Source organism: Enterococcus sp. DIV0170 (assembly GCF_051710765.1).
GTDB lineage: Bacteria > Bacillota > Bacilli > Lactobacillales > Enterococcaceae > Enterococcus_A > Enterococcus_A raffinosus.
The window spans coordinates 1,483,008-1,495,300 of the sequence record NZ_JBIOLG010000001.1 but is presented as its reverse complement, the minus strand read 5'-3'; the positions used below and the strand labels follow the sequence as shown (position 1 = coordinate 1,495,300).

Sequence of the window (12,293 nt, the reverse complement as noted above, 5' to 3'; positions counted from 1 at the left end):
TGACATACGTGGTGAACATCAGATTTATTTTTCCTCAGAAAAATAATTACATTAATAGGAACTAGGATTTCAGTTCTACTTCATGCTTTAGCATGCTAGTAGAATGACATACGTGGTGAATATCAGATTTATTTTTCCTCAGAAAAATAATTACATTAATAGGAACTAGGATTTCAGTTCTACTTCATGCTTTAGCATGCTAGTAGAATGACATACGTGGTGAATATCAAATTTATTTTTCCTCAGAAAAATAATTACATTAATAGGAACTAGGATTTCAGTTCTACTTCATGCTTTAGCATGCTAGTAGAATGACATACGTGGTGAACATCAGATTTATTTTTCCTCAGAAAAATAATTACATTAATAGGAACTAGGAGATGAAAGAATGGATAGTGACTTTAAGAAAAACTTAGTCTTGAAGCCAGTTGGTGAAGAACATTTAGCGCAGTACGATGAATTACTCAGCTATGTTTTTCAAGTAACCGAAAGTGATATTGAAAACAGCGGCTATGAAAATAAACGGGAAATGGTTCGAGCGAAGAAGCCTGTATTGGAACAATCAAAGGTTTTTGGCTGGTTCCACGATGAAAACTTGATTTCTCAGATCGCTATTTATCCCTGTGAAGTTAATATTCACGGAAAATTGTTTCAAATGGGTGGCGTGACTGGGGTCGGGACGTATCCTGAATATGCCAATCATGGATTGATGAAGGATTTGATCGAAAAGGCCTTGATCCAAATGCGGGAAGACCGCCAATGGATCTCCTACTTGTATCCATACAATATTCCCTATTACCGTCGCAAGGGCTGGGAAATTATGTCGGACAAACTCAGCTTCAAAATCAAGGATACTCAATTACCGAAACAAGTCGATCTGCCAGGTATCGTTGAACGCAAGGAAGTCAATGATCCAGATGTTTATCAGGTGTACCACGAGTTTGCTTTAAACAACCACGGGGCAATGATTCGCAAAGAGCTTAACTGGGAAAAATATTGGCGTTTCGAAAATGAGGAAGAACGGATCGCTGCGATTTATTATGATGCGGATAAAAAACCGACAGGGGTACTTTTTTACTGGATCTCAGATGAAGTTTTCCATATTAAAGAAATGTTTTATTTGAATCAAGAAGCACGAAACGGTCTGTGGAATTTTATCAGCGCTCACTTCTCCATGGTCTACTGGGTAAAGGGAGATATTTTCAAAAATGAACCTCTCTCCTTCTTACTCGATGATAGCGAAATAACAGAAACGATTGCACCTTTCTTCATGGCGCGAATTGTTGATGTGAAGGAATTCTTGTTGGAATATCCTTTTGAAAAACCAGTAGAGCCCTTCTATTTTGTCGTCGATGATCCGATTGCGGAATGGAACAATGGGGTATTCGCTCTTAGCTGGGATGAGGATGGCAAATTGCATCTTTCAAATGAACCGAAAGGCAAGCGAGTTCGTTTGAACATTCAAACATTAACTTGCATGCTGATGAATTACCGTCGTGCTGCTTACCTTGCACGGATCGAACGGCTGGATGCCGACAAAAAGGCGATTGAATTATTAGAATCAACAATACCAGATATGGAGGCTTATTTTAGTGACTACTTCTAAACATATTTATTTTGCTGCACCTTTATTTGCGCAAAGTGACCTATTTTATAATCAATATTTAGTTAAAAAAATCCGAGAGCTTGATGACAACCTGACCATTTATTTGCCACAAGAAAACGAAGGAATCAATGACAAATCGGCTTATGCGGACAGCAAAATGATCGCTCTAGCTGATACTGATGAAGTATTAAAAAGTGATCTGATGGTGGCGTTATTAGATGGCTTAACAATTGATGCGGGTGTCGCTTCAGAAATTGGTGTCGCTTATACAAAAGGAATTCCTGTGATTGCTTTATATACGGATTCTCGGCAACAAGGCGCGGACAATCAGCAAAAAATTGACGCGCTAAGAACGCCAGCAGAGAATCAATTTCATTATTTAAATCTCTATACAGTGGGCTTGATTAAATTAAACGGTACAATCGTTAGCAACGAAGAGGCTCTATTAGAAGCCATCAAATCTTATTTAGAAGGTAGTGATTTCCGTGACTTATAAAAAATATCGGCTGGCTTTATTAATATTCGGTACCCTTTGTCTTATTTATAATATTTTTGAATTTGTTATTGGTAAATACTCCACGAAACAAGGAGTCATTTTTGTCATTGAATGTTTAGCAGGGATTGCACTGATCTTTTTACCTGAAATAATAGAAAAGCTTTTTAAAATTGTTTTACCTGAGAAAATCATTTATTTCTATTGGTTCTTTTTAGTGATCTCGGTCTTTCTAGGAACATCGCTGCACATGATTTCCATCATTTCTTTCTGGGATAAAATTTTGCATACGGTTAGTCCAATGGTCTTAACCGCGATGGGCTATGGACTGCTGGGTTTCTTTATGAAGGATGCGGACATCAGTAAAACTTCTCCTTGGTTGTTCTTGCTGTTTGGTTTTGCCTTTGCCGGTGTTTGTGGCGTCTTCTGGGAGTTTTGGGAATTTCTCTGCGATACTGTAGCTGACATGAATCTTCAGCGGTACGCAACTTCTGCAGGCGAACTATTGGTTGGCCGAGCTGCTTTGATGGATACGATGGGGGATCTTTTAACCAATACGATTGGTGCGGTTCTCATGGGTATCTATGCGAGGATTCAAAGTCGCGGCAAGGCGGCTTATTTTGAAGAATATCGCTTAAAGAAAATTAGTAAATAAAAAGGTTCAAAACCGAGCACTATCGGTTTTGAACCTTTTCTACTTTTCATCTGGATGAACGTTCTCTTTCATCGTATAGGAATCTAGCACTATTTTGATAATTCCAGTTCGTTTGAGCATGCTCTCTGGAATCTCGTCGAAAGCTGCTCCCTTTGCGGCATGATCCATTAAAACATGCAAGGCTTTTCTTTTCTCTTCCAAATCCTCCACTATTTCTGCTTTACCAAAGCCTATCAAGCTTTGATAAGCATAGGAATAGGTCGCTGCATTCATGGTTCCTTCCACAAGGCTATGATTCCCATCAAGCTCAACAGCTACTCTGGGGTCATTCTTAATCATCGACACCTTTTTCCCTTCAGTAGCACCATGAACAAAAAGTGTTAGTTGATCGTCCTCCCACTCATAACCATAGTTAACCGGTACAACATATGGATAGTCCTCTCCGTTCAACGCAATTCGCACAACCTGCGCTTCTTCTACTAAATTTTGGATTGAAGTCCTATCGGTTACTTGTCTTTTTTTTCTGCGCATAATCAGCCCTCCACCTTTTCCATTTCTTTAGTCTAATCATAATAGATTAGAAAATAAAAAGAAATCTTTTTTTTAGTTAAAAAAACTGAAAATTGATAGACTGGGGTTTGTCTTTTTTAGTAGGAAAAACCTTTTCTAATCAACGATTTTCCTCTTTTTTTGTGTGATTTTTTGTACTAAAATAGCTACTGTAATTATTTGAAAATTTGCTGAAAATGAAAGGCGTGTCGATTTTGATTGAAACTGTCGTATTTGATATCGATGATACTATTTACGATCAACAAGAACCATTTCGCAAGGCGGTCCAAAAATTATTTCCTTTAGTAAGTGATGAGGATATGCTTCCCCTTTACACTCGTTTCCGTGTACACAGTGACGCAAACTTTAACAAGGTTATCACACAAGAATGGTCACTGGAATATATGCGGTCTCATCGAATTAGCCAATCCCTGAAAGATTTGGATTATCCTCATATTACAGAGGAGGAAGCACTTATGTTCCAAGAAGTCTATGAAGCTGAACTTGACGCGATTACCATGCATCAAGAAGTGGAAAAAACTCTCGATTATTTGAAAAATAAAAAAGTCCCCATCAGCATCATTACGAATGGCCCAACGGATCATCAATACAAAAAGATTTTACAGCTAGGACTATTAAATTGGGTAAACGAAGACAATATCATCATTTCTCAAGCGACGGGTTACGAAAAACCTGACGTGGAAATATTTGAGTTAGGGAAAAAACAATTTGACTTAAACCCTGAATGCTCTTTATATGTGGGGGATAATTTTAATAACGATGTCATTGGATCAAAGCGTGCGGGTTGGCAATCTCTTTGGCTAAACCATCGCAACCGCCAATTACCAAAGGGAACATCGCAAATTCACGATATTGAATTAACTTCTTTCGATCAATTGTTACCAACATTCCAACACATTTTTGCATAGAAAAAGGCACGGATGATTTCCGTGCCTTCATTTAACTTAAGTAAAGCGATTGACTACCCATTCTTTGATAAGTTTTTTCAAAGTCCTGTCGGTCAACAATTCGATTTTTATAACCATAGGGATCATTCACGTACACATGATCTTCATCTACTCCGGTAACAACAACCGCATGACATAAAGGGGAAACACGCACCTCACCGCTAATCGTCTGCCATGTCATAAAGTCACTGGCTGTTGGTACCTCAAAGTCAACTGTTGTGACTACCCAAACAGGAGTGCCCGCTTGAATAAGGTTTACTAATTCAGAAAAAGACGTGTCACTGCTAGCAACAACTTCCTGATTCGTTCCAACGATTTCCTCTGCTACTTGAGCAATTGGTTCCACCGCTACACCCATTGCGTCGTAGCCTTCATAGATATTTCCCACAAACCCTTCGTGAGGATTGCCTCGAATGTCTTCTGCTTCATTTTCATAGACAGGGACATAGTTCAACAAGTCTGCCAGTTCGTTCTTATCCGTATCGTAATCGTAAAAATTCAACAACATGGATAATGCTGTGATTTCACAGCCATTTTCCAAAGGAATACTGCCTGTATTTTGGTTTTCTAAAGGAACGTCGATCAATGATTTGGTCGTACTTTGATTATCAGCAAGTAAAATTTCTGATGGCGCTGTCTTTTGTACGTCGCTACTGTCTGCTTGTGATTGCTTATCCTGATAAAAGAAGAACAAGCATCCAGACAGAAGAATACATAGAAGGCATATCCATTTAAATAAGCGTTTGATCTTACTCACCTCACTCTTTTATTTCTCTTGAAGTAAGTATCTCGAAACGAGCTTAAATGAAACTAAAAAAAGTTGTCAAAAACCATTCCTAGTTTTTGACAACTTTTTTATTGATGATCTTCATCGTATTCCATCTTACGGTATTTTTCCATCTTTTTACTGAACAATACACCGTTTGAAGGTGGCGTGTAAGTGATCGCATTGGCCCCCGCTTCAATCGTTGCTTCGATCGTTTCCTCATCTGGACCACCAGTCGCAATAATTGGCAGTTCTGGATAAGTTTTTCTGAAATGCTTAACAGCTTCTACAGTACCTTTACCAGCGCTGATATTAATAATCTCCACCCCAGCAGCAAGCTTTTCTTCAATTTTAGAATACTTTGAAGTGACCGTAGCGATTACCGGAACATCCACAACGTCATAAATTGCTTGAATCGTTTCCACCGGTGTCGGTCCATTGACTACCACACCTAAGCTTCCTTGTGATTCCGCAAACATTCCCATGTAGGCGGAGCGTGCTCCATGAGTCAGTCCACCCGCAACACCAGAAAACACGGGGATATCCGCTGCTTCAATAATACTTTTCGTTATTGCTGGATGCGGCGTAAAAGGATAAACAGCAATTACTGCATCCGCATCCGTGTTTCGAATAATCGCGATATCTGTCGTAAAAATGATCGAACGAATCAATTTGCCAAAGATACTGATCCCTGACGCATTTTTAATTACTTTCGGTACACGAACGATATCTTGACGTAATTCAGTCATAATTTCAGGTACATATTTATCTGCCATTCAAACTCATCTCCCAATCAACTTCATAAGTTAATTTTACTATGAATGATCGTACTGCTCCAAGTTATATGTTTCGATGACACTGATAATCTTACTCGCATAATCTGGATCGGTCGCATAGCCGGCAGATTGAAGCGCCTGAGCGGCTTGGCGATAATCCGTAGCCGTCAGTACACCGGCATAAAGTTTGGGATCCCAATTCGTTCCGTTAACAAAAAGCATCGTATGATCATCTAAGGATTCATTCCAAGAATTATACACCTTGAATTCTCCTTGAATGGTGATCCATTGCTCATTCACATATTCTTTTGTTTCTAAACTGACTTTTGGTTGATTCCCTGATGCTTTGATCCCAAAAAGATTTTTATATTGACTGGCAAGCTGAGATTGCCCCCAATTGGACTCTAGAATGGCTTGACCTAAAATAATACTAGGCAAAACACCATATCCCTGCTGCAGCTCTTTCGCATGTGGGACCAACTGATCAATGAAATCCTGACGGGACAAAGTTTCTTCCTGTTGCTCTTTCTCAACCCCAAAATCAGATAATGTATGTAAAGAAAAAACGAAAGCTAACCCAATAACTAAGATTCCCGCAAAAATTAGCGGGATCGAAGTTTTGGTCTTTCGTTTTTTGTAGGTTTTTTTAGGCATAGTAGCTCCTTACTTGGCTGACAACTGTTTCAAAAACTCTTCCAAAGTTAGGTCGTGCTTAGTGATATACTCTGCATTTTCCTTACCAACATAGCGAATATGCCAAGGTTCATAAGTAATGCCGGTAATATCTTGCCGATCCTTTGGATAACGAATGATAAAACCATATTTTGGTGCATTTTCAGCGATCCATTTAGCTCCTGGCTGATCCCCATAGGAAGCATCCAGTACCTGTGTTTGATAGGTATTGTACCAATCTTGATCAACGATATCGACAGCCAGTCCTGTATGATGCTCACTATAGCCAGGTTCTGTGATGGTTTCCTTAGTTTTAGCAATTGCCTCTTCTTCGGTCATTCCATTTCCACTCACTAAGCCATTCACATTCGTATCAAATACTTCTTTTTGAGATTCTACCGATCGGAAAGCAGAGATAATGACTAAGGGAAAACCAGCTTTCGTTGCAGCTTCGGAAAAGTCTTCGTAATCTGCGGCGATCCGACTGTCGACTTGATGACTATTATCTGACAGTGTAGCTAACTGACTTTCAGCGACTTCATTTTCAATTTTGTTTTTAGGACCTACCAAGACAAGATTCCAGTCCTTTGCATTCGAATCAGGCAATGCTTTTTGCACAGCATTTTTCTTTTTTGACGATGTCGTCTTTTTTTCGAATGAGTAAGTCGTGGCTGTCGCTTTTTTCGCATCCGTTTCTGCAGGTGCACTATAAAAAAGCGAATAGGCGGTCATTCCAAACATAATAATGACTGAAAGTAGTCCTACTGTTTTTTTCAATGTAAAAATCCTCTCGTTAATCGTCCAATGACGTATAGGTTTCCGTTAAGTTCTCATTGACCCAATCCAGCAGTGCGGTTTTCTTATGTGCACTGGCAATTTGATTTTGAATATGAGCGGGTAAACGAAAGCTTAGTATATCACTATAACCCCAATTATCATAATCAATCGTTACGCGCAAGTCGATAAAATCATGGTTCTCTTCTTCATTTTTATTTTTAAACGGAATCATCTCCACTTGGGCTAATCCGCTGGCAATCCATTTCTGTGCAACGATCGTTTTCATTTCACGATATTCTGCAACTGCAGTTGGACGTTTTTCGGGGAACAAAAAGGTTTGTCGAATGACCTTTTGACTTAACATCCATTCGTAATCACTAAAAAGATTTTTAATCTTTTGATTCGCCTCGGGAGATAGATTATTCTGTCCCGCTTTCCATTGCTGCCATTGAACCTCATTGACGCCTAAATAATCCTGATAAAAATCTTGTTCGCTATGAAATTGTTCAAAAATTGCACTCATCACTAAATCCAAATAAATTTGATTCACGAAAAATCCCTCCTCTCTTATTCTACTGAATTTTTAGAAAAAATACAGTCCTTTGGCAAATGGATTGAAATATTTTAATATTTACTGCTATACTTTGAACAAAGCTTGACGCTTATTTCGATTTTTTTTAATTTTCAATAAAACCGAAATTAAAAGCTCAAAGCTCAAACGAATACTAGGAGGAGCATTATGACTGACTTACAATGGGGAATCATTGGACTTGGCGGCATCGCTCATGATTTCGCTGAAAACTTTAACCAAACGACCAGTAAATTAACTGCCTGTGCCTCACGTACTTTAGAAAAAGCCGAAGAATTTGCGAAACAATACGATTTGCCTAAAGCTTATGGCAGCTACGAAGAATTGTTAGCAGATGATGATATTTCTATTATATATATCGCGGTACCAAATCGCCAACATTATCAACACATTATACAAGCTCTGAAAGCGAAGAAGCATGTCCTTTGTGAGAAAGCGATCACCATGAATTTACAGGAATTACAAGAAGCCATCGAATTGGCTGAACAACAGCACGTGATCTTAGCGGAAGCGATGACCATCTTTAACATGCCCTTATATCAAGAGCTTCACGCATTGATGGATAGTGGACGATTAGGGAAACTAAAAATGATCCAAGCCCCCTTTGGCAGCTACAAAGAACCAGACCCCACCAATCGTTTCTTCAATCCCGATTTGGCTGGCGGCGCGTTGCTGGATATCGGCACCTACGCTGTATCCTTTGCTCGCTGGTTCTTATCAGAACAACCAGAGGTGATCGCTTCAACGATGATTCCCTTTTCAACAGGAGTGGACGAACAATCCGTGACGATCCTGCAAAACCAAAAAAATGAGTTAGCGACAATTAGCCTGACCTTCCAAGCGAAAATGCCTAAAAAAGGGATTGTTGCTTTTGAAAATGCCTATTTAACCGTGAATGAATATCCACGAGCTGATAAGGCAGAGCTCGTTTTTAATGACGGAACAAAAGAATTGATTGAATCTGGCTTTACAGGAAATGCCATGAACTACGAAATTGAAAACATGGTAAACATGATCAACGGTGATCTTCCGAATAAATCCCTCTTCTTTACGAAGGATGTTATCGATATTTTGGATCAGATGCAGCAAAAGTGGCAGCAAAAATAATTTTCTTCCAACAAAAGGTATTGCTTAGACGATGCCTTTTGTTTTTTTGTCAAACTTCCGCTAAACTATTCTATATAAAGAGAAGAAAGAGGGATAAAACGTGCAAATTGGTCGCTTTCGTTTAGGTATGCGAACGATAAAAACTGCTTTAGCGGTTATGCTGTGTATTCTTTTGTTCCATGTGACCGACCGCGGATCACCATTGATCGCTGCTTTGGCCGCGGTTTTCTCCTTGCGACAGGATTTGACTACAAGCATTTCCTTCGGTCGTTCGCGGGTACTAGGAAATTCACTCGGCGGTTTATTGGCATTGATTTTTTATTATGTCCAAGCTTTTTTTAAAAATGATTTTTATGTTGAATTATTTTTACTCCCCCTACTGGTGATTTTAGTCATCGTAATCTCGGATGGGCTCAATAATAATTCAGGAATTATTTCAGCGATCGCTACGATGCTTCTGATTGCTTTGAGTATTCCTCAAGGAGAATCGTTTATCTATGCGTTGAATCGTGTATTAGATACTTTTATTGGAACGATCATTGGGATCTCTCTAAACGGAGCGATCACACCTCAAACAGATGAAAAGGAAAAACAAATCAAAGAAGACCTCGTGGAGCTGAGAAAGAAAGAAGCCGATTTAAATAAGATGCTCTATGACGTTCGCAAACAAATAAAAGATCAGTCTCAACAAAAATGAGACTGATCTTTTATTATACTAGTCATTTGCCTTCAATGCTTCGATCATATCGATTTTCTTTAATCGGAAGTACATGATTACGCCTACCACTAATGTGAAAAATAGTGTAATCAAACTCGCGTAAATGTAACTCAACGGTTGAATGTCCGGCGAAAACATCGTCATGTCCAATTCAACTGTCTGCAAAATATAGCCATGTTCGATTTTTCCCAGCAATGAGCCAAAAACAATCCCCATGAACGTCAGCAAAATATTTTCACGATAAACGTACCGAACAACTTCATTATCGTAAAATCCCAAGACCTTGATCGTCGATAATTCACGAATACGCTCTGAAACATTGATATTCGTCAAATTATAGAGAACGATAAATGCCAATAACCCGGCTGATACAATCAATACCCACATGATGATATTTAGACTTTTCACTGTATCCTTCAGCGTATCACGAGATTTGGACATGAAGCTTACATTGGCGATTTCTGAACGCTCCATTAACTTCTTCGCCATCTGGTCTTCTTCCTGTTGACCAGGATTTTTAGTAAACAATAAAAGATCCGTATTATATACCGGCTTCTTGGCAAAAACTTTTTCATAATACGTTGGTGTCATATAAATAAAGTGTCCCACATAGTTTTCGGCTATCGCAGCTACTTTCACCGTATATTCTTTTCCCGCAATAGATTGAATCGTTAAAGTAGTCCCCTTTTTTATCTCAAACAGTTTGGCAAGCTTCTCATTAATAATGACTCCATTGTCTGTAAGGGCGTCGTTCTTTCCCGTTTTTCGTTCCCTAAAAGACACAAAATTTGAAAGCTGCTGCTTTTCTTTAGGGACGGATAGACTGATTTCTTGTTTTGAGACACCCTCTTTTTGCGCAGTAAACGTTTCTAATGAAACAAATAGATGATCTTGAAAATCAGAGAAAGTTTCTAGCTGTTTGACATAACTCTGTTCTTCTGATGCTGAAGGTTCCTCTTTAAAGACCGTGGTCCCTTGATAATGCCACAGCTTGTCAAATTGCAGTGTAACAATATCGCCGATTGAATCCCGTAAACCAAATCCCGTAATAATCATCGACATACAGCCAGCAATTCCTATTACGGTCATGAGCATTCGCTGCTTATAACGAAATAAATTACGTAAAGTAACCTTTTGACTAAAGGAGAGTCGACGCCAAATGAATTTTACACGCTCTAAAAAGATTCTTTTCCCCTTTTTAGGCGCTTTGGGCTGCATTAAAATTGCAGGAGTGGCCTTCAAATCATATCGTAAAACGATCCATGCCGATCCTACTGAACAAGCCAAAGCGACGGCAAAAGCAATCAATGTATACTCTAAGTACCAGGGGGTTACTACATTTTCCAAATTGTACAGCTGCCCATAGGCATTAAAGATAATTTTCGGCAATACATAAAAACCGATCCCCAGTCCTAACAGTGTACCCAATCCTCCAGCCAACAAAGCATAAAGCAGATATTTTTCTGCGATTTCTCCGTTTCGGTACCCTAACGCCTTAAATGTCCCCAATTCATTTCGCTTTTCCTCTACCATTCTAGTCATTGTCGTCAGTGTGACCAAAGCAGCAATTAAAAAGAAGATCCAAGGAAATACCGAAGCTAACGATGAAATGCGCTGGGCATTGTCTTCATATTCGCTATATCCCGGATTATCAGAACGAGCAAATAGATGGTACTCAGGTGCAGGCAAGGAGTCGATTCTTTGCTGTTGTTTCTCCAGCGTGTCCAACTGCTTTGGCAGCTCAGGATTTATTCTGGTCAATACCAAGACTTGTTCCGGTGATAGCTCCTCTATGTTAATGCCTGTTTGTGTTTGAAAGTTTTCCTTTTCTTGATCTAACAGCTTTTGCTGCTGGTTCTTTCTCTCCTTCAAACTAGATGTGGCAATTGGTTTCAGCTGCTCTTTTAATCTCTTTTGTTCTGATTTGAATCGCTTCTCATACTGCTTTGAGTAAGCCGATTGATTTTTTAGATCCGTAAAGGCGACTAGCGCTTCTGAGAATACTGGTTGAGTAAAGTTTTCTGGCAAAATAAAGGCAAAACAATCGATCGACCCTTTTCCGACTGTTGTGTTTCCACGTGAGATATTCTCAATAAACTCTGGACTTTTAACAAAACCGACAACAGTATATTCCTGTCGTTTAAAGGCGTTAGATGGATCATCTGCAGAAAGATTGAATGTCTTATTAAGCTCGTAGCCTTTTTCTTTCGCAAAATCATCTAATACAATTTCATCTGCTTTTCTAGGTAAACGGCCTTCTGTCACTACTAAACGATTCAACGTTTGCTTAGAGTCATAGCTAAAAATTCGAAAAACCTGGTTTTCTTGGCTGAGATTAATATCTTGAAAATAACGCCCCTCTATGGTCGTGCCTTTTATTCCTTGTAATAAATTAATATCCTTATCTGTCAATCCCATTGAAGAGACGATACGTGTATCGGCCAAGTTCTGCTTTTTATAATAGTTAGCGGCTGTCTTCAGCATGTCTGGCCCTGTAGCACGTAGCCCAACATAAAAAGCGACACCTAAGAAAATAATCCCTAAAATTGAAAAAAAACGCGTTTTAGATTGTCCAATCTCACGCCAATTGGAACGTCGTATCGCTTTCCTCATAATC

13 protein-coding genes are annotated in these 12,293 nt (G+C 39.1%); 6 read left to right on the top strand and 7 right to left on the bottom strand.

Going from position 1 to position 12,293, the window contains the following annotated elements; translation table 11 throughout:
• Window positions 1-388: 388 nt before the first annotated feature.
• Genes IGI50_RS07220 through IGI50_RS07210 form a run of 3 tightly spaced genes read left to right on the top strand, consistent with a single transcriptional unit; the run spans window position 389 to window position 2,754 of the window.
• Window positions 389-1,606 carry a GNAT family N-acetyltransferase gene (locus IGI50_RS07220; protein ID WP_438776610.1) on the top strand — a complete coding sequence of 406 codons (1,218 nt, stop codon included), beginning with the start codon at window positions 389-391 and terminating at the stop codon, window positions 1,604-1,606.
• Entirely contained in the window at window positions 1,593-2,102 is a 510-nt protein-coding gene (locus tag IGI50_RS07215) for a nucleoside 2-deoxyribosyltransferase (RefSeq protein ID WP_218257216.1), read from the top strand. Before IGI50_RS07220 ends, IGI50_RS07215 begins: the two co-directional genes overlap by 14 nt.
• Window positions 2,092-2,754, top strand: coding sequence for a hypothetical protein (locus IGI50_RS07210; RefSeq protein WP_218257215.1), 663 nt, complete (start codon window positions 2,092-2,094; stop codon window positions 2,752-2,754). The genes IGI50_RS07215 and IGI50_RS07210 overlap by 11 nt, the downstream gene beginning before the upstream one ends.
• Window positions 2,755-2,793: 39 nt before the next feature.
• Here IGI50_RS07210 and IGI50_RS07205 read toward each other — a convergent pair whose 3' ends face one another.
• Window positions 2,794-3,285, bottom strand: coding sequence for a pyridoxamine 5'-phosphate oxidase family protein (locus tag IGI50_RS07205; protein ID WP_438776609.1), 492 nt, complete (start codon window positions 3,283-3,285; stop codon window positions 2,794-2,796).
• A gap of 215 nt (window positions 3,286-3,500) precedes the next feature.
• Here IGI50_RS07205 and IGI50_RS07200 point away from each other — a divergent pair, with 215 nt between their 5' ends.
• The gene (locus IGI50_RS07200; RefSeq protein ID WP_218257344.1) at window positions 3,501-4,232 is read left to right on the top strand and encodes an HAD family hydrolase; all 732 of its coding nucleotides are present in this window, start codon (window positions 3,501-3,503) and stop codon (window positions 4,230-4,232) included.
• Between the two features lie 31 nt (window positions 4,233-4,263).
• Here IGI50_RS07200 and IGI50_RS07195 read toward each other — a convergent pair whose 3' ends face one another.
• From IGI50_RS07195 to IGI50_RS07175, 5 genes are all read right to left on the bottom strand, one after another.
• The gene (locus IGI50_RS07195) at window positions 4,264-5,028 is read right to left on the bottom strand and encodes a C39 family peptidase (protein WP_438776608.1); all 765 of its coding nucleotides are present in this window, start codon (window positions 5,026-5,028) and stop codon (window positions 4,264-4,266) included.
• 98 nt (window positions 5,029-5,126) lie between these two features.
• On the bottom strand, window positions 5,127-5,813 hold the full coding sequence (locus IGI50_RS07190; RefSeq protein ID WP_218257213.1) for a hydrolase: 687 nt from the start codon (window positions 5,811-5,813) through the stop codon (window positions 5,127-5,129).
• A gap of 39 nt (window positions 5,814-5,852) precedes the next feature.
• Window positions 5,853-6,467, bottom strand: a complete 615-nt coding sequence (locus IGI50_RS07185; protein WP_218257212.1) for a glycoside hydrolase family 73 protein — start codon at window positions 6,465-6,467, stop codon at window positions 5,853-5,855.
• 9 nt (window positions 6,468-6,476) lie between these two features.
• Window positions 6,477-7,262: a M15 family metallopeptidase gene (locus IGI50_RS07180; RefSeq protein ID WP_010744683.1), complete on the bottom strand. Its 786-nt coding sequence runs from the start codon at window positions 7,260-7,262 to the stop codon at window positions 6,477-6,479.
• Window positions 7,263-7,278: 16 nt separating this feature from the next.
• On the bottom strand, window positions 7,279-7,812 hold the full coding sequence (locus tag IGI50_RS07175; protein WP_218257211.1) for a hypothetical protein: 534 nt from the start codon (window positions 7,810-7,812) through the stop codon (window positions 7,279-7,281).
• Window positions 7,813-8,001: 189 nt separating this feature from the next.
• Here IGI50_RS07175 and IGI50_RS07170 point away from each other — a divergent pair, with 189 nt between their 5' ends.
• Together IGI50_RS07170 and IGI50_RS07165 are read left to right on the top strand one after the other, a co-directional pair.
• Complete coding sequence (locus tag IGI50_RS07170) at window positions 8,002-8,958, top strand: Gfo/Idh/MocA family protein (RefSeq protein ID WP_438776607.1); 957 nt, start codon at window positions 8,002-8,004, stop codon at window positions 8,956-8,958.
• Between the two features lie 100 nt (window positions 8,959-9,058).
• Window positions 9,059-9,655, top strand: coding sequence for an FUSC family protein (locus IGI50_RS07165; RefSeq protein WP_218257209.1), 597 nt, complete (start codon window positions 9,059-9,061; stop codon window positions 9,653-9,655).
• 18 nt (window positions 9,656-9,673) lie between these two features.
• Here IGI50_RS07165 and IGI50_RS07160 read toward each other — a convergent pair whose 3' ends face one another.
• Window positions 9,674-12,289: an FtsX-like permease family protein gene (locus IGI50_RS07160; protein WP_438776606.1), complete on the bottom strand. Its 2,616-nt coding sequence runs from the start codon at window positions 12,287-12,289 to the stop codon at window positions 9,674-9,676.
• Between the last annotated feature and the right edge of the window lie 4 nt (window positions 12,290-12,293).